This is a genomic window from Vibrio profundum (assembly GCF_050337555.1).
In the GTDB taxonomy this organism is placed as follows: Bacteria; Pseudomonadota; Gammaproteobacteria; order Enterobacterales; family Vibrionaceae; genus Vibrio; species Vibrio profundum.
In genome coordinates this window covers 29,704-56,534 of record NZ_JAKJTA010000010.1, presented here as the reverse complement: position 1 = coordinate 56,534, position 26,831 = coordinate 29,704, and the positions used below count along the sequence as shown (strand labels likewise).

The 26,831-nt window shown below is 45.5% G+C and carries 24 protein-coding genes; 10 read left to right on the top strand and 14 right to left on the bottom strand.

What is annotated here, in order from left to right; genetic code table 11:
* The first annotated feature begins 37 nt into the window (after window positions 1-37).
* Window positions 38-571 carry a flavodoxin FldA gene (gene fldA / locus L4C34_RS10995; protein ID WP_428789382.1) on the top strand — a complete coding sequence of 178 codons (534 nt, stop codon included), beginning with the start codon at window positions 38-40 and terminating at the stop codon, window positions 569-571.
* A gap of 29 nt (window positions 572-600) precedes the next feature.
* Here the strand turns inward: fldA and L4C34_RS10990 are convergent, their stop codons facing one another.
* Complete coding sequence (locus tag L4C34_RS10990) at window positions 601-1,119, bottom strand: DUF4442 domain-containing protein (RefSeq protein WP_428789381.1); 519 nt, start codon at window positions 1,117-1,119, stop codon at window positions 601-603.
* A 202-nt stretch (window positions 1,120-1,321) separates the two neighbouring features.
* Between L4C34_RS10990 and fcrX the strand changes: the two genes are divergently transcribed.
* Window positions 1,322-1,771: a ferric iron uptake transcriptional regulator FcrX gene (fcrX, locus tag L4C34_RS10985; protein ID WP_428789380.1), complete on the top strand. Its 450-nt coding sequence runs from the start codon at window positions 1,322-1,324 to the stop codon at window positions 1,769-1,771.
* Between the two features lie 149 nt (window positions 1,772-1,920).
* Here fcrX and glnS read toward each other — a convergent pair whose 3' ends face one another.
* Both glnS and nagE read right to left on the bottom strand, forming a co-directional pair.
* Window positions 1,921-3,591 (bottom strand): glutamine--tRNA ligase, encoded by a 1,671-nt coding sequence (gene glnS / locus L4C34_RS10980; RefSeq protein WP_428789379.1) that lies wholly within the window; start codon window positions 3,589-3,591, stop codon window positions 1,921-1,923.
* A 228-nt stretch (window positions 3,592-3,819) separates the two neighbouring features.
* Window positions 3,820-5,391, bottom strand: coding sequence for an N-acetylglucosamine-specific PTS transporter subunit IIBC (gene nagE / locus L4C34_RS10975; RefSeq protein WP_428789378.1), 1,572 nt, complete (start codon window positions 5,389-5,391; stop codon window positions 3,820-3,822).
* A gap of 400 nt (window positions 5,392-5,791) precedes the next feature.
* On the opposite strand from nagE, the gene nagA reads away from it, so the two are divergent.
* The 4 genes from nagA (at window position 5,792) to asnB (ending at window position 11,874) form a co-directional block, all read left to right on the top strand.
* On the top strand, window positions 5,792-6,928 hold the full coding sequence (gene nagA / locus L4C34_RS10970; protein WP_428789377.1) for an N-acetylglucosamine-6-phosphate deacetylase: 1,137 nt from the start codon (window positions 5,792-5,794) through the stop codon (window positions 6,926-6,928).
* Between the two features lie 2 nt (window positions 6,929-6,930).
* Window positions 6,931-8,145: a DNA-binding transcriptional regulator NagC gene (nagC, locus tag L4C34_RS10965; RefSeq protein WP_428789376.1), complete on the top strand. Its 1,215-nt coding sequence runs from the start codon at window positions 6,931-6,933 to the stop codon at window positions 8,143-8,145.
* Window positions 8,146-8,310: 165 nt separating this feature from the next.
* Window positions 8,311-9,918, top strand: a complete 1,608-nt coding sequence (locus tag L4C34_RS10960; RefSeq protein WP_428789375.1) for a cation:proton antiporter domain-containing protein — start codon at window positions 8,311-8,313, stop codon at window positions 9,916-9,918.
* Window positions 9,919-10,209: 291 nt separating this feature from the next.
* The gene (gene asnB, locus L4C34_RS10955) at window positions 10,210-11,874 is read left to right on the top strand and encodes an asparagine synthase B (RefSeq protein ID WP_428789374.1); all 1,665 of its coding nucleotides are present in this window, start codon (window positions 10,210-10,212) and stop codon (window positions 11,872-11,874) included.
* Between the two features lie 148 nt (window positions 11,875-12,022).
* Here asnB and L4C34_RS10950 read toward each other — a convergent pair whose 3' ends face one another.
* The 3 genes from L4C34_RS10950 to L4C34_RS10940 all read right to left on the bottom strand — a co-directional run bounded on the left by L4C34_RS10950 (window position 12,023) and on the right by L4C34_RS10940 (window position 15,473).
* On the bottom strand, window positions 12,023-13,894 hold the full coding sequence (locus tag L4C34_RS10950) for a methyl-accepting chemotaxis protein (RefSeq protein ID WP_428789373.1): 1,872 nt from the start codon (window positions 13,892-13,894) through the stop codon (window positions 12,023-12,025).
* Between the two features lie 222 nt (window positions 13,895-14,116).
* A complete protein-coding gene (locus tag L4C34_RS10945) occupies window positions 14,117-15,190 on the bottom strand; it encodes an AI-2E family transporter (RefSeq protein WP_428789372.1) in 1,074 nt (357 codons plus the stop codon).
* A 43-nt stretch (window positions 15,191-15,233) separates the two neighbouring features.
* Complete coding sequence (locus L4C34_RS10940) at window positions 15,234-15,473, bottom strand: sulfurtransferase TusA family protein (protein ID WP_428789371.1); 240 nt, start codon at window positions 15,471-15,473, stop codon at window positions 15,234-15,236.
* 301 nt (window positions 15,474-15,774) lie between these two features.
* Here L4C34_RS10940 and bepA point away from each other — a divergent pair, with 301 nt between their 5' ends.
* The 4 genes from bepA to L4C34_RS10920 are packed head-to-tail and all read left to right on the top strand — an operon-like array spanning window position 15,775 to window position 18,593.
* Window positions 15,775-17,232 carry a beta-barrel assembly-enhancing protease gene (gene bepA / locus L4C34_RS10935; RefSeq protein WP_428789512.1) on the top strand — a complete coding sequence of 486 codons (1,458 nt, stop codon included), beginning with the start codon at window positions 15,775-15,777 and terminating at the stop codon, window positions 17,230-17,232.
* Between the two features lie 19 nt (window positions 17,233-17,251).
* Window positions 17,252-17,596 (top strand): arsenate reductase (glutaredoxin), encoded by a 345-nt coding sequence (gene arsC, locus L4C34_RS10930; RefSeq protein ID WP_428789370.1) that lies wholly within the window; start codon window positions 17,252-17,254, stop codon window positions 17,594-17,596.
* Window positions 17,593-18,162 carry an NAD(P)H:quinone oxidoreductase gene (gene wrbA / locus L4C34_RS10925; protein ID WP_428789369.1) on the top strand — a complete coding sequence of 190 codons (570 nt, stop codon included), beginning with the start codon at window positions 17,593-17,595 and terminating at the stop codon, window positions 18,160-18,162. Before arsC ends, wrbA begins: the two co-directional genes overlap by 4 nt.
* Before the next feature lie 11 nt (window positions 18,163-18,173).
* Window positions 18,174-18,593 carry a DUF2069 domain-containing protein gene (locus tag L4C34_RS10920; protein ID WP_428789368.1) on the top strand — a complete coding sequence of 140 codons (420 nt, stop codon included), beginning with the start codon at window positions 18,174-18,176 and terminating at the stop codon, window positions 18,591-18,593.
* Window positions 18,594-18,681: 88 nt separating this feature from the next.
* Here the strand turns inward: L4C34_RS10920 and L4C34_RS10915 are convergent, their stop codons facing one another.
* The 8 genes from L4C34_RS10915 to prfA form a co-directional block, all read right to left on the bottom strand.
* Window positions 18,682-19,938, bottom strand: a complete 1,257-nt coding sequence (locus L4C34_RS10915; RefSeq protein WP_428789367.1) for a DUF8605 domain-containing protein — start codon at window positions 19,936-19,938, stop codon at window positions 18,682-18,684.
* A gap of 371 nt (window positions 19,939-20,309) precedes the next feature.
* Window positions 20,310-20,801, bottom strand: coding sequence for a Cys-tRNA(Pro) deacylase (gene ybaK, locus L4C34_RS10910; protein ID WP_428789366.1), 492 nt, complete (start codon window positions 20,799-20,801; stop codon window positions 20,310-20,312).
* A gap of 94 nt (window positions 20,802-20,895) precedes the next feature.
* Window positions 20,896-22,557: a bifunctional UDP-sugar hydrolase/5'-nucleotidase UshA gene (gene ushA / locus L4C34_RS10905; RefSeq protein WP_428789365.1), complete on the bottom strand. Its 1,662-nt coding sequence runs from the start codon at window positions 22,555-22,557 to the stop codon at window positions 20,896-20,898.
* 214 nt (window positions 22,558-22,771) lie between these two features.
* Window positions 22,772-23,623: a 3-deoxy-8-phosphooctulonate synthase gene (kdsA, locus tag L4C34_RS10900; protein ID WP_428789364.1), complete on the bottom strand. Its 852-nt coding sequence runs from the start codon at window positions 23,621-23,623 to the stop codon at window positions 22,772-22,774.
* 21 nt (window positions 23,624-23,644) lie between these two features.
* Window positions 23,645-24,454, bottom strand: a complete 810-nt coding sequence (locus L4C34_RS10895; protein ID WP_428789363.1) for a SirB1 family protein — start codon at window positions 24,452-24,454, stop codon at window positions 23,645-23,647.
* Between the two features lie 17 nt (window positions 24,455-24,471).
* Window positions 24,472-24,855, bottom strand: a complete 384-nt coding sequence (locus L4C34_RS10890; RefSeq protein ID WP_428789362.1) for a SirB2 family protein — start codon at window positions 24,853-24,855, stop codon at window positions 24,472-24,474.
* 16 nt (window positions 24,856-24,871) lie between these two features.
* Window positions 24,872-25,726: a peptide chain release factor N(5)-glutamine methyltransferase gene (gene prmC, locus L4C34_RS10885; RefSeq protein ID WP_428789361.1), complete on the bottom strand. Its 855-nt coding sequence runs from the start codon at window positions 25,724-25,726 to the stop codon at window positions 24,872-24,874.
* A 3-nt stretch (window positions 25,727-25,729) separates the two neighbouring features.
* The gene (gene prfA / locus L4C34_RS10880; protein ID WP_428789360.1) at window positions 25,730-26,818 is read right to left on the bottom strand and encodes a peptide chain release factor 1; all 1,089 of its coding nucleotides are present in this window, start codon (window positions 26,816-26,818) and stop codon (window positions 25,730-25,732) included.
* Between the last annotated feature and the right edge of the window lie 13 nt (window positions 26,819-26,831).

Sequence of the window (26,831 nt, the reverse complement as noted above, 5' to 3'; positions counted from 1 at the left end):
CAGCCAAGAATTAGACAAAATTAAAGGTAAAGACTCTATGGCAAGTGTAGGCATCTTCTTTGGTAGCGATACAGGCAATACTGAAGCAATTGCAAAGATGATTCAAAAGCAATTAGGTAAACAACTGGTTCACGTACAAGATATTGCTAAAAGCAGCAAAGAAGACATTGCGAATTTCGATCTGCTGTTGCTGGGCATCCCAACGTGGTACTACGGCGAAGCGCAATGTGACTGGGATGATTTCTTCCCTGAACTCGAAAACATCGACTTTGCTGATAAGCTCGTCGCTATCTTCGGCTGCGGCGACCAAGAAGATTACGCAGAGTATTTCTGTGATGCAATGGGTACGGTACGCGATATCATTGAAACAAAAGGTGCAACCATCCTTGGCCACACCAGCACGGACAGCTACGAATTTGAAGCATCAAAAGCTGTGCTAGAAGACAACGACAGCATGTTTGTCGGCTTGTGTATCGATGAAGACCGCCAACCTGAGCTAACAGAAGAGCGTGTATCAAGCTGGGTAAAACAAATCCACAGCGAAATGTGTTTAGCAGAACTAGAAGACTAGATCCTCTGCTTCACCTAAGAGAGCCCAGCCTATTGGGCTTTCTTCAATGACTCTTCCCCTGTAACCGCCTGCTCTCTATACTTAGGCTTCTTACGCACGTAAAGCGTACGCTGCACTTCTGATACAATTTCATGATTGGTATCGACCACTCGAACTACAAACTCGGGAAAACACTTTTCGCCTTCGCCTGTGTGAGCGTGAATCGCGCGCAACTGCTCATCTGTGATACAAAAATCCGCATATAAATCCGTACTTCCCGGTTTAATAAAATTAATGCTGGCTTCTTTATCCCACACAAAGTACTCCTCACCTAGGATGCCCATCAACATTAATGCATATACAGGATCGGTGAGTGAAAATATGCTTCCTCCATATTGAGTACGATTGGCATTTTTGTTCCACCAACGCAGTTTTAGCTTCATCCTAACTTGCCTAAAGTCCTGACTAATAGAAACAATTTTGATTCCCGAACCCCAGAAAGGTGGCCAAATATTTAAGGCTAATTTTACCCAATTCGGTTTATAAATTTTGGCAACTACTTTATTCATCTTGAGTCTTTCTCTCCTGAATGTCTCGATCCTTACGCCCTATGGTAACTGGTCTTACCTCCAATATCAGTAATATTTTTAAGCGTTGATAATAATTCAGAGTAACCCTTTGAAGTTCGTGGTTTATTGTTCAGTTCGACTACCATATAATGTAAGTGATACTTGAATTCTGTTTTACAACAGATCATCTACAGGAATACATATGTCAGACAATAACCAGGCGTTAAAAGATGCTGGTCTTAAGGTTACTTTACCTAGGTTAAAAATTTTAGAGGTTCTGCAGCAGCCTGAGTGTCAACACATCAGTGCAGAAGATCTGTATAAGAAACTCATTGATATTGGTGAAGAAATTGGTCTTGCGACTGTATACCGAGTCCTCAACCAGTTCGATGATGCAGGTATTGTCACTCGTCACCACTTTGAAGGCGGAAAGTCTGTCTTTGAATTGTCCACGCAGCACCACCACGACCACTTAGTGTGCTTGGACTGCGGTGAAGTGATCGAGTTTTCGGATGACACGATTGAAGAGCGTCAAAAAGAGATTGCGTCTGATTACAATGTCGTCCTGACCAACCATAGTTTGTACCTTTACGGTAAGTGTGGTGATGGGTCATGTAAAACCAACCCAGATGCGCATAAACTGAAAAAGTAGCGCTCTCGGCAAACGGATTTGAGTTATGTTGCCCCTAGCGATGTTACCCATAGCTAGGTTATCTAAAACACGGCTGGGCAACATAAAAAAAACCAGCACTGAAGTGCTGGTTTTTTATTGCGTCTATTTTGCTAAGTACAATAGCTTCGCTATTTGCTTTCTATTTTAGCCCAAGAATCACGCAGACCAACTGTGCGGTTAAACACGAGTGCATCTGGTAGAGAATCTTTACTGTCTAGGCAGAAATAACCCGTTCGCTCAAACTGAATTCCTTGCTCTGCTTGTGCAGTAACAAGGCTCGGTTCAACATAACCATTAACGGTAACCAAAGATTCTGGGTTGATTGTTTCAGCAAAGTTATCTGAAGCTGCTGGGTTGGCCACACTAAACAAGCGATCATACAAACGAATTTCCGCAGCTTTACCTTCTTGCGCAGAAACCCAATGGATAACACCCTTCACTTTGCGACCATCAGCTGGATTCTTACCTAGGGTATCAGCGTCGTAGCTACAATAAATAGTCGTGATTTCACCCTGCTCGTCCTTCTCAATACGTTCAGCTTTGATCACGTAAGCGCCACGTAAACGAACTTCTTTGCCAAGAACCAAACGCTTATACTTTTTGTTTGCTTCTTCACGGAAGTCATCACGCTCGATCCACACGTCACGAGTAAATGGAACGTCGCGAGACCCCATTTCTGGTTTATTCGGGTGGTTAGCAACAGACAGCGTTTCAACTGACTGCTCCGCGAAGTTTTCAATCACAACTTTGACAGGATCGAGTACAGCCATCGCGCGTGGCGCATTCTCATTCAGGTCATCACGAATACATGACTCCAATGAGCCAAATTCGATCATATTTTCTTGCTTCGTTACTCCAATACGCTTACAAAACTCTCGAATAGAACCAGATGTAAAGCCTCGGCGACGCAAGCCTGAAATCGTCGGCATACGCGGATCATCCCAGCCTTCAACCAAATTCTCAGTGACAAGTTGGCTAAGTTTACGCTTCGACATCACCGTATATTCAAGGTTCAAACGACTAAATTCATACTGACGAGGCTGGCTCTCAATAGAAATGTTGTCTAAGACCCAATCGTACAAACGTCGGTTATCCTGAAACTCCAACGTACACAGTGAATGAGTAATATTCTCAATCGCATCAGAAATGCAGTGCGTAAAGTCGTACATTGGGTAAATGCACCACTTATCACCCGTTTGATGGTGATGGGCAAAACGAACACGGTAGATAACCGGATCGCGCATTACCATAAACGAAGAGCTCATATCAATTTTAGCGCGTAAACACGCGGTGCCTTCAGCAAAATCACCCGAACGCATTTTTTCAAACAGTGCTAAATTCTCTTCAACGCTGCGATCGCGATATGGGCTTGCTTTACCCGGTGCTGTTAATGTGCCGCGATATTCACGGATCTGCTCAGGAGAAAGCCCATCAACATAAGCAAGACCTTTGTTGATCAACTCAACAGCATAGCCATACAACTTGTCGAAATAGTTCGATGAATAACGAGCATCACCGCTCCACTCAAATCCAAGCCAACTCACATCGTTTTTAATAGAATCAACGTATTCGACGTCTTCTTTCTCAGGGTTTGTGTCATCAAAGCGAAGATTACACTGGCCTTGATAATCCTGAGCAATACCGAAATTCAGACAAATGGACTTTGCATGACCGATATGCAAATAGCCGTTTGGCTCTGGGGGAAAGCGGGTATGCACGCTAGTATGTCCACCATTCGCTAAATCTTTATCAATGATTTGGCGAATAAAGTTCGAAGGACGAGCCTCAACTTCACTCATCTATGGCACCTCAAATCTATTCAGTATTGTCAAAAATTGGTTTTGCTCTCGCTTCTTGAACAAGGAAAGCATGTTAACGTTAATAATCCATGATTCTGAGATGTGACACAATACCAAGACATCATTTCTTCTGATTATTTACGCAAACTGTTCGAAAACCACGCAGGCATGACCGCTTAATACAAAAAAGCCTCCTATGTGGAGGCTTTTTATCGTGATGATTAAATATTACGGAAGTTTCACTTCAGTTAAATCTTCACCGATACCAACCGTTTTCATTTCACCTGCGATGATTTCAGCAAGTGGGCCTAAAATGACCTGTAGGTTGTTTTCGCCTAATTTAACCACGCCTTTGGCACCAAGCCTTTTAAGCACAGCTTCATCAGCAACAGAGCGGTCTTTCAAAGTCAAACGTAAACGTGTAATACAGGCATCAATCGCGGTTAAGTTCTCACGTCCACCCAGAGCCTTAACGTATTGGCGAGCCAAATCACCTTTAATTTCTTCTTTTGACACAGGAGCATCATCTTCCGTGCCTTCACGACCTGGTGATTTCAAGTTGAACACTCGAATAGCAACACTGAAAGTCACGAAATACAGCACACCAAAGCATAAGCCGATGATAAGCAGAGTGACCGGCTTGGTTGCTAAACCCCAGTTCAATACGAAATCAATCAGACCTGCAGAGAAACCAAATCCGTCAAGCGTGCCAAACATGTTGGTCGCAACCATTGCCAAACCAGTAAACACAGCGTGGATAGCATACAGACCTGGTGCTAAGAACATAAACATGAACTCAAGCGGCTCTGTAATACCGGTCAGGAATGCACAGAAAGCAACAGAGAAAAGTGCACCAGCGATTTGTGGGCGAGTTTTCGCTGGCGCTGCTAAGTACATCGCTAACGCTGCTGCTGGCAAACCAAACATCATGATTGGGAAGAAGCCCGTCATGAACACACCAGCACTCTTATCACCACCGAAGAAGCGGTTTAAGTCGCCAGTCTTAGTAACAATTTGACCTGCAGAATCAGTTAGGCTAGTCACGGTCGCTTTAATTTCAGGAGTAACCGAGTTCACAAAGTGGAACGTGTGCTCTTGGCCAACAACCAGCGACTTCGCAATAGATGGGTCAACACATAGTTGAGTTGCACCGTGTAGCGCCGCAATAGGAGCCGTGAACACTTCTTGACATGTACCTAGACCAAACCACATGTACGAGTTAAGTACATGGTGCAGACCAACAGGAATGAGCGCGCGGTTAAGGACACCATAAATAAACTCACCAACATAGCCTGTGGTTGAGATGCCATGAGCAAGCGCATTCAAACCATGTTGAATGGTTGGCCATACATAACCAGCTCCGCCACCGACGATGAGAGCGATCAGTCCTGCCATAATTGGCACTAAACGCTTTCCGGAGAAAAAAGCAAGCCATTCTGGTAAACGTGTAGTATGGAAAGCATTGTATGCGTGGCCCGCAATAACACCCGCAATAATACCGCCAAAGAAAGACATGTTTACTTCAGAATTGATTGTAGAAGAGGTCGCAGTTAGAACGAAGTAAGCCACGGCACCCGCAAGGCCGGCAGCACCTGAGCCGTCTTTCGACAAGCCAATAGCGATACCTAGACCAAACAATAGCGGTAGGTTAGTGAAAATAGCGTTACCAGCTTGAGCCATAAATGGAATGTCGAGCAAGTCAGGCTGCCCAAGACGTAATAGAAGCGCGGCAACTGGTAGTGTTGCAATCGGCAGCATTAATGCTTTACCTAATCGTTGCGCGTAACCAAGAATATTCACCTCTAGTTCCCCCTATCGGATTTCAGAATATCGTACAAGGCACTTATTTTAGCGCCTCAATTTAGTTTGCCTAAGTGTATGTAAATCTAGTTTGCTAGCAAATGAAAACCTCCATATGTGTGATATTAATCACCAACAATTAATAAGAAGTATCAATTTGACTGGCTGAACGCTCACTCTTATTTTACAATACGAATTAATAAATCTAGGCCACGTGAACGAGTTACAGTTTACAGGGCTAAAATGAGGTAAGACGTGACACCATCGGTGTTATACAATATCGCGCACACTCATTTGACTGCACATTAAATGAGCTTACCCTAACCCGAAAGGCTCGGATTTCTACGGGGTAAGCACTAGCACTTGTTCAAACCAACGAATTGATAAGGATTAGCCAACGATGTACGCGCTAACTAACTGCAAAATTTATACCGGGAGAGAAATTCTTCGAGATCATGCCGTTATCATTAATGGCAATATGATTGAGAACATTTGTTTGCTGAAAGATCTCCCTAGCAACGTACAACGAGTGGATCTAAATGGTGCAAACCTAAGCCCAGGTTTTATCGATTTACAACTTAACGGCTGTGGCGGAGTCATGCTAAACAACGATATTTCCGTCGAAACGCTACAAACGATGCACTTGGCCAATCTACGCTCGGGCTGTACCAGCTTTTTACCGACATTGATTACTTCTTCAGACGAGGATATGAAGCGTGCTATCACTGTTGCGCGTGAGTACCAAGGTCGATACCTCAATCAATCTCTAGGTCTACACTTAGAAGGGCCCTATCTTAATAGTGCCAAGAAAGGCATTCACAGCGTGGACTTTATCCGCCAGTCTGCGGCAGACATGATCGACTTCATATGCGCCAACAAAGACGTAGTCGCCAAAGTCACCCTCGCTCCTGAATGTAATGACGTGCAGTTTATAGAACAACTAAAACGAGCGGGTATTGTCGTAGCTATCGGCCATACTAACGCGACATATGCAGAAGCGAAGCAAAGCTTTAATGATGGAATTACGTTTGCCACTCACCTTTTCAACGCTATGACCTCCATTAGTGCCCGCGATCCTGGTGTCGTGGGGGCCGTTTATGATACCGCAGACGTTTACGCTGGGATAATCGCTGATGGGTTCCACGTTGACTACGCCAACATCCGTATTGCACACAAAATGAAGGGTGAGAAATTAGTCTTAGTGAGCGACGCCACAGCCCCAGCAGGAGCTGAAATAGATAGCTTTCTTTTTGTTGGTAAAACAGTCTATTACCGCGATGGTAAGTGCATTGACGAAAGTGGTACACTTGGAGGTTCTGCGCTAACTATGATTGAAGCGGTGAAAAACACCGTCGATCACGCAGGTATCGCCTTAGATGAAGTACTTAGAATGGCCACCTTATACCCTGCGACGGCAATTGGCATGCAGGACGAGCTTGGGCGAGTTCAAAAAGGAATGGTCGCGAACTTGGCAGTATTTGATAATGACTTCAATGTCCAAGCAACTGTTGTAAACGGAATATACGAGCAAAATTAATCATGAATGGCGGACAAATCGGTAACGTAGACTTAGTCAAGCAACTCAATAGTGCAGCCGTATATCGGTTGATTGATCAACAAGGTCCTATCTCGCGTATTCAGGTAGCCGACCTCAGTCAACTCGCTCCGGCGAGCGTTACTAAGATCACCCGCCAGTTGCTAGAGCGCGGCCTCATAAAAGAGGTCGCCCAACAAGCTTCAACGGGAGGGCGAAGAGCTATCTCGTTAAAAACGGTTGTTGAACCGTTCCACTCTTTAGCAGTGCGAATCGGCCGCGACTATATCCACTTCAGTTTATTCGATTTATCGGGACGAGAGCTCGCCACGAGTCATAATGAGTTCCTCTACACGACCCAAGACGAATTGGTAGAAGGGCTCATTCAACAGCTATCCTTCTTTTTATTCGACAATAAAAACGTGGTCGAAGAGCTGATCGCCATTGGCATTGTTTTGCCAGGACTTATCAACCCGGAAACAGGCACGGTGGAGTATGTGCCAGGTATTCGAGTTAATAAGTTAGAACTCGGCAGTATTATCCAAGCAAAATTTAAAGTGCACAGCTTTATTGGCAACGATGTCCGAGGGATGGCGCTCGCTGAACACTACTTTGGCGCTAGCCAAGACTGCCAAGACTCAATCCTTGTCAGCGTTCACCGTGGAACGGGGGCTGGCATTATTATCAACGGTAACGTTTTTCTCGGCTCAAATAGAAATGTGGGCGAAATCGGCCACATTCAAATTGACCCGCTCGGAGAGCAATGTCAATGTGGTAACTTTGGCTGTTTAGAAACCATCGCAGCCAACCCTGCCATCATTAAACGAGTCCGCCAACTTGTTAGTCAAGGCTATGAATCTAGCCTTGCAGAACTCAACCATATCACCATCAAAGATGTCTGCTCGCATGCAAATTCTGGAGATGAATTAGCTAGGCAAAGTTTAATCCGTGTCGGTAACCAACTTGGTAAAGCCGTCGCCATCACCATCAACTTGTTTAACCCACAGAAAGTCGTCATCGCCGGTGACATTACTCAGTGCCAAGATATCATTTTCCCCGCAATCAAACGAAATGTACAAAATCAGTCACTGAAAACCTTCCACGAGTCGCTTCCAATTGTCGCCTCGTTGCTTAACGACCAACCTTCGATGGGAGCATTCGCCATGATTAAACGAGCAATGCTAAATGGCGCTTTATTGCAAAAACTGTTAGAAGACTGACATATACACCAGCTCCCAACGATAAACAAACCAAAATATAACATCTTAATTGTTATATTTTGGTTTGTTTTCTATTTGAAGTCTGAATGTTAGAGCTTAATGTGTGTATAATTTATCTTGTTTATAAATTATACACCAAACCTCCAATATTAAGGACTTTTGCCTTTGACCGAACTTGTACTTTTATCCTCTGTATTTATTGCAGGTTTTATCGCGCTTCGTTGTCACCTTCCACCCCTAGTTGGTTTCTTACTTGCGGGGTTTGCACTGCACCATTTTGGTTATCAAAGTAGTAACAACATTGAATTTCTTGCCGATCTCGGTGTGACATTAATGCTGTTTACCATCGGCCTAAAATTAGATATCAAAGTATTATTATCTAAAGAAATCTGGGCTGGCGCTAGCATACACAATATCCTGTCGACGCTCGCGTTCAGTGCATTTTTAGTCATGCTAAAGTTTTTAGGTGTCGCATGCTTATCCGAAGTCTCGCTAGGCCAACTTGTAACCTTGGGCTTCGCTCTGTCTTTTTCTAGTACGGTATTTGCGGTTAAATCTATCCAGGAAAAAGGCGATATGAACGCCTTGTATGGTGTGATGGCGATCGGTATCTTGGTCATGCAGGACATCTTTGCGGTACTATTTCTCACGGCCTCTACAGGGAAAATGCCAGAGTGGTATGCCGTCGTTTTAATAGCCTTACCGCTACTACGCCCTCTATTTTATAAGCTGCTCGATTGGGCCGGGCATGGTGAAATGTTAGTCTTGTTTGGCATTTTCTTTGCCCTAGTAATGGGAGCAGGCTTGTTCAGCTTTGTTGGTCTTAAGCCAGACTTAGGGGCTTTGATAATGGGCATGCTGCTATCCGGGCATAAAAAGGCATCAGAACTCTCCAAGTCATTATTTAACCTCAAAGAAGTATTCTTGGTGTGTTTTTTCTTAAACATCGGTTTACAAGCTCAGCCGACCCTCGCAGGTCTGACGCTCGCACTTTTGTTACTGCTCGTATTACCTTTAAAAGGGTTCCTGTATTTTCAGGTATTGAACAAATTCAAATTCCGAGTACGTACCTCCCTCTTTACCGCACTCACCTTATTCAACTTCAGTGAATTCGGCCTGATCGTTGGTGCACTTGCCTACAAACTTGGCTGGATCAATAGTGATATCATGGTCGCGATTGCCATGGCCGTCTCCATATCCTTTGTGCTCGCTGCGCCACTGAACCGTAAAGCCCATGAACTTTACCGTAAATCGACTCAGTGGGTTAAAGAGCATTCTGCAGAAGTCCTACACCAAAAGGATCGCCTGATTAATCCAGGTCATGCACAAATTCTTATCTTTGGGATGGGCCGCATTGGTACCGGGGCCTACAATGAACTAAGAGCTCAGTACGGCGATATCGCGTTAGGCATAGATATAAACGACCGTACAGCGCAGCTGCATCGTGAACAAGGCCGACAAGTCATTTCCGGAGACGCCACCGATTCCGACTTCTGGGAGCGCGTTTTTGACACATCCAAAGTCAAACTTGTCCTGCTTGCGATGCCTCACCACCAAGGTAACCAAATGGCATTAGAACAACTGCAAAACAAACAGTTCTCAGGACAAATCGCTGCCATCGCGGAATACTCGGATCAAGTAGATGAACTATTGTCCAAGGGCGTCGACGCCGCATTCAACGTATACAACGAAGCCGGTAGTGGTTTTGCTAAGCACGTATGCGATGGCTTGCAACCTAACTTAGTCGCAATAAACGTGGGCAGTCGCAGCTAAGCTCCTTTGAGTACACAGTGAGAACCCAATATGTGGGGGCCAAGGATGGCCTTGATAGACATGCCGTAACAGGCAAGCCAAGTACCAATCTGAAAGCCCTCCCCTACAGAATAATCCCACTGAACATGGAGAAACCACACTAAAATTAGATAAAATTTAAAATTATGGGTGATTATTAGAAATTGTTTAATCACACGTGTGATTTGTAAAAATAAAGCATGTTCAAGGTTGCTTTTTATTGTTCAACTGGCACATTGTAACTTACTGCTTTTAGACAAAGGGAAACTTTACATGTGCTCAGTATTTGGGATATTGGATATAAAAGGCGACGCATCCGCGCTGCGCAGTACCGCATTAGAAATGTCAAAAAAAATGCGTCACCGTGGACCTGACTGGTCAGGTATTTATGCGTCGGAGAATGCGATCCTTGCCCATGAACGCTTAGCGATAGTCGGCTTAAATAGTGGTGCTCAACCCCTTTACAGTCATGATGGCAAACTAGTTCTAGCAGTAAATGGTGAGATTTATAATCACCAAGAGCTTCGCGCAAAGTATCAAGATAAATACCAATTTCAAACAGATTCCGATTGCGAAGTAATTCTGGCTCTGTATCAAGAGATGGGTGCAGAGCTTCTTGAAGAACTCAATGGTATCTTCGCGTTTGTTCTATACGATGAAAATAAAGACCAATACTTAATCGGTCGCGATCACATTGGCATCATTCCTCTTTATCAGGGCCTAGACGAGCAAGGCAACTATTACGTCGCGTCTGAAATGAAAGCCTTGGTTCCTGTATGCAAAACCATCAGTGAGTTTCCACCGGGATGCTTCTACAGTTCGTCTTTAGAGCAACCTGAACGTTATTATACCCGTGACTGGAATAGCTTTGAGAATGTCGCGAGTAACCCAACTAGCAGAGTTGAGCTCAAGCAGGCACTAGAAGCAGCAGTCAAGCGCCAATTGATGACAGATGTTCCTTATGGCGTGCTTCTGTCTGGTGGTCTTGATTCTTCCATCACCTCTGCGATTGCCAAAAAATATGCGGCGATGAGAATCGAAGACAATGACAAATCTACCGCTTGGTGGCCACAACTTCACTCCTTTGCCGTTGGTTTAGAAGGTGCACCCGACTTAAAAGCCGCACGTGAAGTCGCCGATAAAATCGGTACCGTTCACCATGAAATGACCTATACCATTCAAGAAGGCTTGGACGCTATTCGTGATGTGATTTACCACATCGAAACATATGACGTCACTACAATACGTGCATCTACTCCGATGTATCTTATGGGCAGAAAGATCAAAGCCATGGGAATAAAGATGGTGCTATCTGGTGAAGGTGCTGACGAATTATTTGGCGGCTATCTGTATTTTCATAAAGCGCCTAACGCGAAAGAATTTCACGAAGAAACCGTGCGTAAGTTACTCGCCCTCAACCAGTTTGATTGTGCGCGAGCCAACAAGTCTCTAGCCGCTTGGGGCGTAGAAGGTCGTGTGCCTTTCTTAGACAAAGAGTTTATTGATGTAGCAATGCGCTTAAACCCTGAAGATAAGATGTGCGGTAACGGAAAAATGGAAAAACACATTTTGCGTGAATGCTTTGAAGACCACCTTCCACACAACATCGCATGGCGTCAAAAAGAACAGTTTTCCGACGGAGTTGGCTATAGTTGGATTGATACACTAAAAGAAGTGTCTGAAGAAACCATTTCTGACCAGAAAATGGAAACAGCGCAATACCGCTTCCCGTACAACACACCCACCACTAAGGAGGGTTATATGTATCGAGAAATATTTGAGCAATTGTTCCCGTTAGAATCAGCTGCCCGTTGTGTGCCCGGTGGCCCTTCGGTCGCCTGCTCTTCGGCAAAAGCCGTGGAGTGGGATGAATCTTTCAAAAACTGTGTCGATCCTTCAGGCCGAGCAGTCCAAACCGTCCATAATGACGCCTATTAATAATCTTAGTCTGTAATTCCTACTCTAATTTTTATTGCCATTCTATGTAAGACGCCCCATCAAATGGGGCGTATCTTGTTTCCTTCAGGATATATGTCAATCAAACAAGCCTATCGGCAATTAACAAGCCCTCGGCAATCTATAGAGCCTAGACAATAAACCGATTCAAAATCGCTTCTTGCTCTTTGACATTCTCACGCTGCGCTTGCATCGCCATGTTGGCCCCGTCAGCTGACTCCGCAACCGTGGTAGACAGGTCTTTAATTTTTACCGTATTGTTATTAATTTCTTCCGCCACCAAGCTTTGCTCTTCAGCCGCGGAAGCAATTTGTAAGTTCATGTCCGAGATTTGTTGAATAGCATCACGTATTTGACTCAAAGAGGTATTGGCGAGCTGCGCATTTTCGACCGCTTCCACCGCAGTGGCTTTACTTTCTCCCATCGCTCCAGATACCGCACTTGCCCCAGCTTGAAGCTGTTCAATCATACTACGAATTTCTGTGGTCGATTCTTGGGTTCTTTGCGCCAGAGTTCTTACTTCGTCAGCAACAACGGCAAAACCGCGTCCCGATTCCCCTGCCCGAGCGGCTTCTATCGCCGCATTCAGCGCCAGCAAGTTGGTTTGGTCAGCAATGTCGTTAATCACCTTCAGAATCGTCTCAATATTTGCCGTCGCCGTTTCGAGCCCTTGTACTTCTTCAACGGCTTGATCGATTCGCTCAGAAAGGTTATCAATAGACGTTGTGGTTTGCCCGACCACTTTAGAGCCTTGCTCAGTCGCATCATCTGCATGCTGAGCAGCGCTTGCTGCGCCCTGAGCGTTATTTGCAACTTCAGTCGCTGTCGCTGCCATTTGGTTCATCGCTGTCGCTAATTGTTCCAATTCATACAACTGACTTCGCATCGCCTCTGCTGACTCCTCTGCCCCTCTCACTGTGGTATCCGCACTATGCATGATCTCGGTACCGATCGCTTTCGACTGAGTAATTTGATTTTGCAGCGTACTAGCAAAAGTGTTGAAGCCACTTGCCAGTTCGGAAAATTCTTTATCTGTATTGGTATCTAATCGTTTGGTCAGATCACCATGTCCTGAAGCCACGGCCTGAATAGCTTGGTTCAGCGAGCCAAGTGGTCGCATGAGGAAACGAATCAAGAAGGTTAGAATCGTGATACTCAGCACCACACTTACAATGACATATACAATAGCGCTGTTGCGTAACTGACCAACGGCAGAATACGCGATAGACTCATCCACCACAGCGCCAACAAACCAATTTTCACCGGGGATCTCAACAAAGTTCACGAGGAATTCTTTCCCGTCTACGCTTACATGTTCCTCGCCTTGCTGAATCGCCGCACCGGGAAGATATTCTGATATTTTTTTGCCATTGAATGCGCCCTTAGGATGCGCGATCGTCGTTCCATCTGCGGTAACGATAAACAAGTAACCCGCATCAAATAAATTGACGCTGTTCACCAACTTCGCGAGGCCACTCAGCTCCACGTCATAGAACATTCCACCAACAAAGCTGCCACTTTTCTTCACCGGCGTCCCGATGGAGATAATCACCGTGCCGGATGAAGCATCTACGTATGGCGCCGTGACAACCAATTTCCCTTTCGATTTAGCGTCAATATACCAAGGTCGAACGCGTGGATCGTAACTAGAATCCGCTTCCCAATTATCATCATTTTCGATTAGAGAGCCATCAGTTTGATAGCCTAAACCAATGGATAAAAAGTTACTCTTTACAGTAGGCTCTTCTATGATATCACTGACATACTGACGATTTTCTGGCTGCATTTCGATAACTTCGGTGGTGGATTGAGCCAGCTGCTTTTTCATCTGCATTTCTGCGCTTACAGTGTTTCTCACCCCTTTAATCATTTCCAGTAAACTGCTACCGACTAAAGATTCAATCTCGCTACTCACTGTCCGCTGCTGTTGAAAGGACAGCAGAGATATAGTAACAAACAGTAATGCCGCTGATGCTGCGACGACTTTTTGGCTGAACTTCATAGATATCCCCCTTGACCGAATCATCGTCCTTGATTCCGTGATTAGTAGCGCTGCGGATGGTCATCATCTTCGCTTGAAAAGCTAGAGTGCGGTCACTCCATCGATGCCATAGACTCGCGTCCACGTCAAACACACTTGTAAGAAGTATAGTGGGATTTTTAGAAAGGCAAGGCGCCAGCTCTTATCAGTGGCGCCATATAGGGGATCAATAGTAAAAGCAGTCTACGGGGTCACACTATCTTCTGTTTCTTCATGGCTTGGCAAAGCATTCCAAACCGCTTTGACTAGTGTCGCTAAAGGAATAGCAAAAAATACTCCCCAAAAGCCCCATAGTCCGCCAAACACAAGCACAGCAACAATGATTGCCACAGGATGCAGATTCACAGCTTCGGAAAATAAAATCGGCACTAGAACATTACCGTCAAGCGCTTGCACTATGCCATAGGCAAGGAGTAACCAATAAAACGGAGGGGTCAGCCCCCACTGTGATAGGCCAACGATGGCTACTGGGAGAGTCACCGCTGCCGCGCCAATATAAGGGATCAATACAGACACCCCGACCGCTACAGCCAACAGCGCTGCATATCGTAAGTCGAGTAACATAAACGTAAGATAACTGACACTGCCAACAATCAGTATTTCGAGCACTTTACCACGAATATAATTACTAATTTGCTCGTTCATTTCTAACCAAACTTTGTTAGCCAGTTTGCGATTACGTGGTAACACACCACTTGCCATGGCGATCATTTCTTGTTTATCTTTTAACAAGAAAAATACCAATAGTGGCACTAAAATCAGATAAATAGCTAGAGTAGCAATGCTCACTAATGACGCCAAAGATCCCTTAACGACACTCTCACCGGCTCCAATAACCTGACTCTTGATATTAGTCATCACGGATTCGACAATCTTCAAATCTGCAAGATCGGGGTAACGTTGTGGAATAGCCGTAATAAAGTGTTGCATGCCCGCATACATGTTCGGAATATCGTTGACCAGATTACCGACCTGCTGCCAGATCGTTGGCACTAAGATCAATAATGATAGAAACATAAAGCTGGTAAAGGTCACGATAACTAAAACAACGGCTAACGTGCGATTAATTGAACAACTCACTAATTTTGCTACTGGCCACTCAAGTAAATAAGCCAGCACAATGGCAACGAGTAGCGGCGCAATCAAATCACCAAAAAAGTAAATGATGACAAAACCAAACAGCAAGATTGCTACCAAACTGACAGCGTGGGGGTCGGAAAAACGTCGCTTATACCAGCGAACTACCATTTCAAACATTAACTTTACTTTCCTCTTTTTAGATCACTTTATCCCTTTTCCTCTACAGGGGTTGGGAGATCAGCTTTTGAATACTGCCTATTATCCAACCATCAGGTAAAACAACGCGTGTAAAGCAATAGTCATTATTTCGCAAGTAATGCTCTATATCTTGCAATGAAGTCAATTCCGTTAGCTCAATTGTAGCAATGTCCCTAATATCGAGACGCGCAATGTGACGTTTTGCCAACAATAACGCTCGAGGGCAGCGCTCATCACGTAAATCGAGAAAATTAGGTTTCATTCTATTGGCCGATGTTTATCATAGTGATGACATTGTATCGGCTTTTGCATGCTGAACTAGCGATCTGACTACAATTAATTGTATCAAATCGTTTTTTGTTTCTCGCTCTCGGCATATCCAGTAAAACCTTGACTACCAACTGGAGTCTAACTCTCATGCAATTAGCGATACCTTCTTTCTAGAAAGTATCACCGCTAACCCCATCAATGGAAGATAAGCGAAAGTTAGGTGAAACAACCTCAGGGCCGACTCGACCAAGCAAGCACCAAGCACAAAATAAAAAATGGAGGAAATTCGACCAATTATGTTTAAGCGTTCACGCTACACATTATACCTGTGCCTTGCAGCCATGATAGGTGGTACTCCCTCTGTCTATGCCGATAACAACCAGCTCCCTAGTATGGGCACTGTCGCAGCTGGGACTCTGTCTATTGCACAAGAAAATGTCTTTGGCGATGCCTATATGAGGGTGCTGCGTGGCACAAAACCCATAATCCACGACCCTGTGCTGACAGAATATATTAGTAATTTAGGGTATCGATTAGTGGCGCACGCCAACGATGTTAAAACACCCTTTACCTTCTTCTTGATTCAAGATCGCAACCTCAATGCGTTTGCCTTTTTTGGTGGTCATGTGGCTTTGCATTCTGGGTTATTTTTGCAAGCGAATACAGAAAGTGAGCTGTCTTCAGTCATGGCGCACGAAATTGCCCACGTGACACAACGCCACCTAGCGCGAAGTATGGAAGAACAAGCTCGCCGTACACCCGCTACGGTCGCGGCAATTGCGGGCTCAATTCTATTAGCGATTGCGGCCCCCGAGGCTGGCATCGCAGCCTTAACAGCCACCACCGCTGGAAGCATGCAAAGCCAAATTAATCATACTCGGAGCAACGAAATCGAAGCAGACCGATTTGGCCTAGCGACTCTAGAAAGAGCGGGGTTCAACGTGCGCGCAATGCCGCGATTTTTTGGACGCCTAGCCGATGAATATCGCTACGCGAGTAAGCCGCCACCGATGTTACTCACTCACCCGCTACCCGATCAGCGCATTACCGATACCCGCGAGCGCGCGATGCAATACCCTCTACATAAAGTGAAGCCATCGCTTAACTACTACCTCGCTAGAGTTAGGGTTATCGTCCGCTATGTGAACATGGATAGCGCATCGTCATTAGATTGGATAGAGCGTCATCAGAAAAACGCGCCCGCCGCGCTACAACCTGCGTTCCAATACGGTAAGGCTTTAGTCGACCTCAAAAATAAACAACCCAAAGCCGCGGCCGTTATTTTAGAAAAACTGCATCAAGCGTCACCCAATAATGATTTCTATCTCGATGCGCTTTCTGATGTCTACCTCGACTTAAAACAGCCAAAACGCGCGCAAACCATGCTGGAAAAAGCGCAAAAAGACAAACCCAACAACCGAGTCGTGCAAGTCAACTTAGCGAACGTACTGATCAAACAGCGCAAACTCGAGCCCGCTATCCAGCTTCTGCAGCGCTATAGCCATGACCACCCTGATGATGTCATTGGTTGGCAACTTTTATCTGAAGCCAGTGCCAAACAGGGTAATCGAGCCGAAGAACTGGCTGCAAGGGCAGAACTTTTTGCTCTAAGTGCCAACTGGGATAAAGCCATTGAGCAATATAGCCAAGCCAGTAAAATCGCCAAACTCGGCAGCTTTTCTCAAGCTCGGTATGATGCACGAATTGACCAATTGATCGTACAAAGAGATCAATTTAACGCCTTAAAATAAAAGACCCATAGGAGTTTTTATGTCTGTAGCTATTTATCATAATCCTCGCTGCTCAAAGAGTCGCCAAACATTAGCACTATTAGAAGAGCGAAATATTCAACCAGAGATCATCTTGTATTTGGATACTCCCCCTTCTGTTGAACAGCTCAAGGCCTTAGTCTCTCAGCTAGGCATCAGCCAAGTTAGAGACATGATGCGAGTAAAAGAGAGCATATATAAAGAGCTCTCATTGAGCGACGCTACTAACGAGCAGCTATATCAAGCGATGACAGAGCACCCAAAACTCATCGAACGCCCAATTGTGGTCACGAACGGTAAGGCAAAGCTTGGCCGTCCCCCTGAGCAAGTGCTTGAAATCTTATGAGTTGCCAACTGATCGTCTTATACTACAGCAGGCACGGCAGCACTCGTGCAATTGCAAGGCAAGTCGCGCGAGGAGTTGAGTCGGTAGCTGGATGTGAGGCGCTACTACGCACCGTCGATGAAATTGAAGAAAACGAGAAACCAGCGAACGATCCCTCAATCACCATCGAGGAATTACGCGGCTGCAACGGCTTAGCAATGGGCAGCCCAGTTTGGTTTGGCAATATGGCTGCGCCACTTAAGCATCTATGGGACCAAACTAGCACCCTTTGGGTGGGGGGCGATCTGATTGGTAAACCAGCATGCGTATTTTCGTCGTCATCTAGCTTACATGGAGGGCAAGAAACGATACTGCAATCCATGATGTTGCCTCTCCTGCACCACGGTATGCTCGTACTCGGTATTCCTTACTCTGCCCCTGAGCTTCACACCACCCAAACGGGCGGTACTCCCTACGGCGCGACTCATGTCAGCAGTCATAACAATACAACGCTTTCTACCGAAGAAAGCCGCCTCGCTATGGCGCTGGGGAAAAGGTTGGCGACCACTGCGATGAAACTAATCTAAGGGTAATCAATATGATCATGTCACGGACGACAAAATCTTATCGAATAGCTGCACTGTCTGCTCACCTCACTTTGATCGCTTGGGTGGTCATGTGGCAACTTGTTATCTCCCCTCACCCGCACCTCTCACCCTTTGCCGTCGCGGCAGCATGGAGCTTACCGTTACTGTTACCTTTACCAGGAATCCTAGCGGCTAAGCCTTATACCCATGCTTGGGCGAACTTTATTCTGATGCTCTATTTCCTGCATGCACTAACGATACTCTACATCAATCCAGATGAACGTATTCTTGCCATAGTGGAATTAGCACTCACCAGCGCGGCCTTTATTAGCAATATTCACTACGCGCGCTATAGGGGACGAGAGCTTGGTTTAGCATTAACAAAATTATCTGAAGTGGAATCAAAAGAAAGAAAAGAGTTTGAACGATAACGACGCCAGTCCAGATCAGACGGCGTCGCTATAAAGGTATCTTTGTCAGTCAGTTTAACAACCTGAAAAACTAAGCACTATCTGAGAATCAGCCTTGCCATTGGTAGGCTAAAACTGGCGCGACAGGTGCTGGCTCTGGCATAGCGGTATTAGATACATTCGCAACAGATTCGCTACCTGTTGTGCTCGCGGCCTGATCTAGCGTCGGATCTACGGCAAATTGTTCATTTGCCAGTGACGCTGTCGCAGGTTCACTCGCAGCGCCTGTCGTAGTTTGTGCCGCCACTGCTGCTGGATCAGTGGAATCAGCAGGTTGAGTCACTGGCGGCATCACAGGGATTGGCTCCGCATCAACTTTCGTGACCTGCCCCATACGAGCGACTTCATCTTCAAAGCTATCTTGCGAGGCTAAGAGGTGCACTCTAAACAGCACTGTGGAGCCTTGAATGTTTAACACATCCAGTGCTGCGACTGAGCTCAAGCCTTTCAATTTATCTTCGAGCTTGAAGAAATCTTGCGCCGTGCGAATATTGGAGAACTGAGTTTTCACTGATTCAGACGATTCACTAGCGATCACCACGCCACTTTTCTTCGCGTAGTAATCACTGACCTGATTCATCATCTGTGTACCCGCATCGTCCCCTGAATCATTACCAGTGACAGGGACTTTAGTCGTATCCGTCATTGAAGATGGCGATTGATCGTACAATGTCCATGAGACTTGCGTACCACTTGAGACCTTCACAACTAGAACCGCATCCGCAGGGTAACGTTGGCTCGCTTTGCTCATAGGAACAATGAAGCCGCCCCAAAAGTCAGCCGCGGAAGCGCTAGTAATATCATCAAAGTCACCAACGGGTACTGTGTAAGGTAAACCACGCTGCTCAGCGGTCTCCTTAATTTCTTTTAAAATTGGTGAACTTGAATGTTCCCAATCGATTTGACGTTCATAGCCATTGTCTTCGATAACCCATACCAAAACGTTTGGCCGCATCGCTGGCCAGAATGGCAGACGAGCTTGAGTGAGTAACGCTCGTACTTGTGGTGCACCAAAATGCATTTTTAAGAACGTGTCTTGGTCTTGGGTCGAATAACTAAGTTGGGTAATGTACCGTGAGTTATTCTGCAGAGCCTTTTTGATCACAGCATTATCTGTCGCGTGAATGTCACCAGAAGCCCGAACCAGCACATTTTTCATACCTTGAATTCGTGCTCCAGAATCAGCCACCTTTGCATCTTTTACATCTTGGCCCAATAATATCTGCGAATTGTACAAATCCACTTTCGTTAGCGCAGATGCAGGCAGCGCCACCAATGTCATCATCAATAAAGCTAAATTACGCATGTTTGTCCTATCAAGTTCATTGCAACTCGTGATAATAAGCAACTATATAGCTTCGAGCAAGAAACGCACATCAATATAGCGTCAGAATTAACAACACCTTAGCTAACTGAACGACAATTTCATTCCTTGTTTCGCCTACGCCCTACACTTAGTTGAGCACTAACTCTCATTTTACAACTGTGTACCTTCGCTTAAACAAAGCAGCGTGAGTACAAGGTCGCGATGCCCAATAACGCGTTACACCTCAATACAAGTAGTAAGTAACAACTCGCCAGTGACCAAACAGAGAAATATCATTTACTAACCAGCATAGAATATAGCGGCAATGTTAGCGATAAACCCAAGCCTCTAAAGTTTTCCAGATCGCTTTTTTACGTTGCTTCACTGCACCCATCACACAATGGCAAAAATTTAGCTTGCGTGATTCGCGCAAGTTCGCATGGGCTTAATTCAATTTCTAAACCTCTTCGCCCTCCACTGACACACATAGTCTCGAGCGTCTCCGCCGTTGAGTGAATGAAAGTCGGCAAACGTTTTTTCTGCCCCAGCGGGCTAATTCCACCAACAACATAGCCCGTTGTTTTTTGTGCCACATCAGGATCCGCCATGGCTGCTTTTTTCTCGCCAGCAGCTTTAGCCGCCAGTTTCAAATTTAACTTCTGGCTAACGGGAATAACCGCGACAGCCAGTGCCTTAGGATCGCTATTTAAACAAAAGAGTAAAGTTTTAAACACTTGATTTGGGTTCATATTAAGTGCTTCAACGGCCTCTTCACCAAAACTGCCTGCATTAGGCGAGTGAGAATATTGGTGCAAAGTGTGCTCGACACGCTTTTTTTGTACTAGGTTCACTGCTGGAGTCATTGTTAAATCAAACCACATTAATCGATGAATGTACGAGCAATAATCAAAAAAACGAACTCATATTGCTAATTAGTCGACGACGATATTGACGACTCTATTTAATCACCACCTCACCTTTTGGTGAAAACTGCTGGACATCAATTGGGCTGCGGGAAGACAAATACTCTTTCAGTACTTCCGCATCAACGAAGCCGGTATCCACATAACCGGAGTGATCAGTGATTTTCGGATAGCCATCACCACCCGATGCACTATAGCTTGGAATAGTAAAACGATAGACTTTGTCTGGGTCAATGTCGACCCCACCAATTTTAACGTTCGATACCGTATCACCACTCACGATCATAGAAATCCCTGCAAACTGTGCGTACGCGCCAGAATCTATTGGTTTCGTCGCGACCACATTGAGGTAGTCGAGCACCTCTGAGCCTTTCATATCGACATAGGCCACCATATTGCCAAACGGCTGTACTTTTAGTACATCCTTGTAAGTGATCTCGCCACCCTCAATAGAGTCTCGCACCCCACCCGAGTTCATAATGCCAAAATCAGCCTTACCTCGTTCCATTTGCGCAGTGGCGATTAAACGACCTAGGTTGGTTTGCTGGAAGCGAACCACATTGCGGTCACCTTCGAGCTTGCCATTACTTTGGGCGATTTTAACATTCAGCTGAGCTTGGCCTTTTTCTTGATAAGGCCTTAAAAAAGATGCCAACTCAGGATTTTGTACGATTTCTTCTGTGATAAGCACGCGCTGTTTCTTGCCGTCTATTTCAACCTTCTTCTTCAAATTTACCGGAATCAAGCGATAGCTCTCAAGCTTCAACTGGCCATTTTTAAAAGTGTAATCCGCACGGCCCACATACTTGCCCCATTCATGCGCCTGCACGATATGAGTACCATTTTGCATATCAGGCTGGCAATCATCACCAGGATGAAAACCAGTATTAATATGGTTTATCGATTCCATACAAACAGGCTCTTGTGAATGCCCACCAACAATCATGTCCAGTTGCCCTGGCTCAAGATATCTTGCCAAAGCAACATCCCCTGCCGCGTTGATCCCATGGTGGCCATTTTCGTAATGCCCCATATGAGTCACAGCAAAAATGAGATCCGGTTGCTCAGCTTGACGTATATTGGCAATGAGCTGCTTGGCTTCCTGTTTAGGATCTCGAAATTCCACGTTGGTGAGGTATTCAGGGTTACCCACCTTCGCGGTATCTTCTGTCGTCAGCCCAATCACGGCCACCTTCACGCCATTTAAATCAAAGATTTGATAGGGCTTAAACAGCCGTTTTCCAGTTGAACTATCATAAATATTCGCTGAAAGAAGTGGGAAATTCGCCCAACCTTGCTGTTTACGTAGCACCTCTAACGGGTTATCGAACTCATGGTTGCCAATTGCCATGGCATCATAACCAATCTTATTCATCCCTTTAAAGTCAGGCTCAGCATCTTGTAGATCCGACTCCGGAACACCGGTATTAATATCTCCGCCCGACAACAGTAATACACTCCCCCCTTGGCTAGCCACCTCTTGTCGTATCTTATCAATAAGTGTTTTCCGCGCGGCCATACCATATTCGCCGTGCTTATTTTGCCAAAATCGGCCATGGTGGTCGTTCGTGTGCAGCACTGTGATTTGGTAAGACTTATCAGATTGCCACTCGTGCTTAGGCTCAGGAGAGCATCCCAATAGGGATAACAGAGCAATACCAACGAGAACAGTTTGAATAAAACGACCTTGTGCCATAGTGATTCCTTTGCTTATGTGTAACGAGCGGCTGAACTAGGGAAGCGTTCACAATACCAAGCAAGTTTAATCGACTATTACTCACGTAACACAATCAATATATCAATTTGATGAATCGGTCACATGTGTTGAGAGAGGAAATGGTGGGGTAAGTTTTCGATATGCAGATGAAAAAAAACCGGCAATAAAAGCCGGTTTCGAATTCAAGTTAAGACTAGCTGATATCTATATGCTCGAAGCTTTTGATAAGATCGTCTAGTGTTTTCATTTGGGCAAGAAACGGCTCTAGTTTATCTAGTGGCAGCGCAGATGGCCCATCACAACGTGCTTGTTCTGGATTAGGATGCGCTTCAAGAAATAGTCCTGCGATACCCGTAGCTAAACCTGCTTTGGCAAGTTCAACCGTCTGCTCGCGTCGGCCACCCGATGCCGAACCTGAAGGATCGCGCATTTGCAATGCGTGTGTCACGTCAAAAATAATTGGGCTGCCATTGGTGGATTTTTTCATCACACCAAAGCCAAGCATGTCGACAACCAAGTTATCGTAACCAAGGCAAGAGCCCCGTTCACATAAGATCACTTGATCGTTGCCGCACTCGGCAAATTTCTCAACAATGTTACCTACTTGACCTGGGCTCATGAACTGAGGTTTTTTAACGTTAATGACAGCGCCCGTGCGAGCCATCGCTTGAACGAGGTCAGTTTGGCGTGCAAGAAATGCTGGTAACTGAATAACATCAACCACTTCCGATACTGGCTGAGCCTGCTCTTCTGTGTGAATATCGGTGATGATTTTCACACCAAACGTGTCTTTAATTTCTTGGAAGATTTTCATACCTTCTTCCAAGCCCGGGCCTCGGTAAGAATGCACTGAACTACGGTTTGCCTTGTCGAACGATGCCTTAAACACATAAGGAATATTCAATTTGTCGGTCACAGTGACATAGTGCTCGCAGATGCGCATTGCCAAATCTCTCGATTCCAATACGTTCATTCCCGCAAACAAAGTAAACGGTTTGTCGTTTGCGACAGGGATATCACCGATATTAACGATTTTTTGTTGCATGCTGTAATCTCTTCAATAATGTTAATGCACAACGACGGGCGTTCGGCTCATCGCGTTAACTTGACTTTTTAGCAGTTCAGCTGCGGGATCATTAGGGCACTGATCAATAAAGTATTGATAGTCCGTAAGGGCCACTTTATGGCAATCAAGCTGCTGATATATAAAGCCACGGTCACGAATTTCATAAGGATCGTCAGGCACAAAGGTCAATGCTAAGTCGGTACAACGCAGCGCCAATGTATAATGCTCTTCTCGCAGCAACGCCGTTTTAATCAGCGCCAACCAACGCCCAATGATGGTCGGGTTGTCGGTTGCTTCTAAATCCTTGGCTTTCACTGAAGCAAACTGCCCGCTGTGGCCAATAAGCCATGCTTTTAACGTATGCTTAGTGACATAGTCACCATCAAACGGATTCAGAAAGCGTGCAGGTTCACCGTGCCAACGTACCTTAATCAATAACTGAGTTGGGAATGCCACCGCTTCTAACGGAAAGCCCAGCTTTTGTCCTAGAAAAAGAACAACCGCACCTAAGCTAACTGGGATACCTTGACGTTCTTTAAGAACTGTATCAACGAACGCGTTCTTAGAATCATAGTAAGCCTCTTTGTTACCTTGAAATCCCCACTCACAATAGAACAAACGCAAAAAAGCAGTAAAGCGAAGCTGTTCATCATTTTCATGCGCCAAAGCCAATTCAGCTTCAGTAAACAAACGGTCGAGTTCACCTTGCGCCCAGTCAGACTTAGTTTCCGGATTGATGGATTTATTCAAAGCTAATGCGCCATGAACCAAATCCATCTCATCTAGGTCTTCATCGAATAAATCAAACATTGAATAAAACCTTAGCCTTAACTAAAAAAGAATGGAGCTTTGGTAACTGCAATCTTACCCGCAATCGCCAGCCAGCCCAGTGCGCCAAAAAACGCCAGTGACCGAATCAGTTTATTCTTACCCATTTTGATAGCAAATACACCAAGCGCAATATAAGCCAATACACACATGAGCTTGTCAGTCAGCCACGGGGCTGCTGGGGTAAATGGAATGAAACCGGTAATCGCAATCAGAGCAACGCCAGATAACAATAATAATGTGTCATTAACGTGGGGGAAAATCTTAAAAAACTTCTTATTTATCCACGCAGAATCGGCCATGATCAACCCATAGCGTATCGTTAACATCGCCGCACTAATGGCAATGGTAAGTAAGTGAATAGCCTTTACAATTTCGTACATGAATGTCTTCCTATGCTCATTCCGCTAAATATTGTCCTGATGTCACGCGATCTTGCCCAGCGTAATCTTGCTCTGTGACTACATTGCTATAACCAAGATCGAGTAGTAACTGCCTTACCGCCGCCCCTTGAGCATAACCGTGTTCAAACGCAATCCAACCATTTGCAGCCAAAAAGGCCAATGCTTCGCTCGCGATGTGACGTATATCGGCTAAACCCTGCTCTGCTGCAACAAGTGCTGAAGCAGGTTCAAACCTAACATCGCCTTGGCTTAAATGCGGGTCTTGTTCGTCGATATATGGAGGATTGGAAACAATAAGTAAAAATTTTTCGTCAGGCTTCACTGGATCAAACCAACTGCCACAGCGAAACTCTGCGTTTTTAATCGAATGCTTTTCGGCATTTTCTTTGCCTAGCGCCGCCGCTTCTGGCTGCAAATCTACTCCGATCACCTGCAGGTCGGTACGCTCCGAAGCAATCGCTAATGCGATAGCACCAGTACCACTGCCTAAATCCAATACCTTGCCAGCGTTATTTTCTAAATACTGCAAAGCGACTTCAACTAAGCGTTCAGTATCTGGTCTTGGGATTAAGGTAGAAGGTGACACTTTCAATGCCAAAGACCAAAACTCTCGTTCCCCGACTATGTAAGCGACCGGTTTTCCCGACGCTCTTTGCTCAAGCAAACTCTCAAATGCAGAGAATTGCTCCTGAGTAAGCACCTTTTCTGGCCATGTCAGCAAATAACTGCGAGGCTTCGCCAATGCGTGGCAGAGGAGTACCGCGGCATCAATTTTTGCAGAATCACTGCCACTTGTCGTGAGGCATTCAGCCGCATTACGTAATGCGGCTTCAATCGACGGTAGAGACATGCTCTAGTGGTTCTCTGCTAGCGCAGCAAGCTGATCGGCTTGGTATTCTTGAATGACCGGATCAACCAAACTTTGCAGGTCGCCTTCCATCACCTCTGTTAGACGGTATAAGGTAAGGTTAATTCGATGATCTGATACTCGGCCTTGCGGGTAGTTATACGTACGGATTCTATCGCTGCGATCGCCAGAGCCAAGTAGGTTGCGGCGTGTATCCGACACCTCCGCGGCACGTTTTGCTTCTTCTGCTTGAATAATTCTCGCCGCCAACACCGACATCGCTTTCGCTTTGTTCTTATGCTGTGAACGTTCATCTTGGCATTCAACCACAGTGCCAGTTGGCAAGTGAGTAATACGAATGGCAGAGTCCGTCGTGTTGACGTGCTGACCACCTGCGCCTGACGCGCGGAAGGTATCAATTTTTAAATCGCTAGCTTTAATTTCTGGGATTTCAGCTTCAGGGATCTCAGGCATAATCGCTACAGTACACGCCGAAGTGTGCACTCGGCCTTGTGATTCTGTCGCCGGAACACGTTGTACGCGATGGCCACCAGATTCAAACTTCAGTACACCATACACGGCATCACCGCTCACTTTTGCGATCATTTCTTTGTAGCCGCCATGTTCCGATTCGTTCGCAGACATCACTTCAACGCGCCAGCCTTTCTTTTCAGCAAATCGGCTGTACATGCGGAACAAATCTCCCGCGAAAATTCCGGCCTCATCACCACCAGCGCCAGCACGGATCTCTAGGAAACAGTTGCGCTCATCATTAGGATCTTTCGGCAGTAATAAAATTTGCAGTTCATCAGCCAAATTTGCTATCGCAGACTTAGCTTCTTTCATTTCTTCTTGGGCCATTTCACGCATTTCAGCGTCATCTTCTTGAGCCATTTCTTCAGCAGCGGCAAAATCTTCTTGCGCCTGTTGATACGACTGAAAGCACTTAGTCACTTCTTCTAATTGAGAGTACTCTTTGGATAGAGCTCGAAACTTATTTTGATCTCCAATGACACCGGGGTCACCAAGAAGATGTTGAACTTCTTCATAACGTTCAACTAAGGTTTCAAGTTTCACTAATATCGACGCTTTCATAGGATTACTTTTA

Excerpts from the sequence above, each read along its gene's own strand:
- nagA (WP_428789377.1), top strand. The coding sequence starts at position 5,792 with ATGTACGCGCTAACTAACTGCAAAATTTATACCGGGAGAGAAATTCTT.
- prmC (WP_428789361.1), bottom strand. The coding sequence starts at position 25,726 with ATGTCTCTACCGTCGATTGAAGCCGCATTACGTAATGCGGCTGAATGC.
- L4C34_RS10915 (WP_428789367.1), bottom strand. The coding sequence starts at position 19,938 with ATGCGTAATTTAGCTTTATTGATGATGACATTGGTGGCGCTGCCTGCA.
- L4C34_RS10950 (WP_428789373.1), bottom strand. The coding sequence starts at position 13,894 with ATGAAGTTCAGCCAAAAAGTCGTCGCAGCATCAGCGGCATTACTGTTT.
- L4C34_RS10940 (WP_428789371.1), bottom strand. The coding sequence starts at position 15,473 with ATGAAACCTAATTTTCTCGATTTACGTGATGAGCGCTGCCCTCGAGCG.
- fcrX (WP_428789380.1), top strand. The coding sequence starts at position 1,322 with ATGTCAGACAATAACCAGGCGTTAAAAGATGCTGGTCTTAAGGTTACT.
- L4C34_RS10890 (WP_428789362.1), bottom strand. The coding sequence starts at position 24,855 with ATGTACGAAATTGTAAAGGCTATTCACTTACTTACCATTGCCATTAGT.
- fldA (WP_428789382.1), top strand. The coding sequence starts at position 38 with ATGGCAAGTGTAGGCATCTTCTTTGGTAGCGATACAGGCAATACTGAA.
- prfA (WP_428789360.1), bottom strand. The coding sequence starts at position 26,818 with ATGAAAGCGTCGATATTAGTGAAACTTGAAACCTTAGTTGAACGTTAT.
- arsC (WP_428789370.1), top strand. The coding sequence starts at position 17,252 with ATGTCTGTAGCTATTTATCATAATCCTCGCTGCTCAAAGAGTCGCCAA.
- nagC (WP_428789376.1), top strand. The coding sequence starts at position 6,931 with ATGAATGGCGGACAAATCGGTAACGTAGACTTAGTCAAGCAACTCAAT.
- asnB (WP_428789374.1), top strand. The coding sequence starts at position 10,210 with ATGTGCTCAGTATTTGGGATATTGGATATAAAAGGCGACGCATCCGCG.
- L4C34_RS10990 (WP_428789381.1), bottom strand. The coding sequence starts at position 1,119 with ATGAATAAAGTAGTTGCCAAAATTTATAAACCGAATTGGGTAAAATTA.
- L4C34_RS10920 (WP_428789368.1), top strand. The coding sequence starts at position 18,174 with ATGATCATGTCACGGACGACAAAATCTTATCGAATAGCTGCACTGTCT.
- ushA (WP_428789365.1), bottom strand. The coding sequence starts at position 22,557 with ATGGCACAAGGTCGTTTTATTCAAACTGTTCTCGTTGGTATTGCTCTG.
- L4C34_RS10895 (WP_428789363.1), bottom strand. The coding sequence starts at position 24,454 with ATGTTTGATTTATTCGATGAAGACCTAGATGAGATGGATTTGGTTCAT.
- kdsA (WP_428789364.1), bottom strand. The coding sequence starts at position 23,623 with ATGCAACAAAAAATCGTTAATATCGGTGATATCCCTGTCGCAAACGAC.
- L4C34_RS10945 (WP_428789372.1), bottom strand. The coding sequence starts at position 15,190 with ATGTTTGAAATGGTAGTTCGCTGGTATAAGCGACGTTTTTCCGACCCC.
- glnS (WP_428789379.1), bottom strand. The coding sequence starts at position 3,591 with ATGAGTGAAGTTGAGGCTCGTCCTTCGAACTTTATTCGCCAAATCATT.
- ybaK (WP_428789366.1), bottom strand. The coding sequence starts at position 20,801 with ATGACTCCAGCAGTGAACCTAGTACAAAAAAAGCGTGTCGAGCACACT.
- wrbA (WP_428789369.1), top strand. The coding sequence starts at position 17,593 with ATGAGTTGCCAACTGATCGTCTTATACTACAGCAGGCACGGCAGCACT.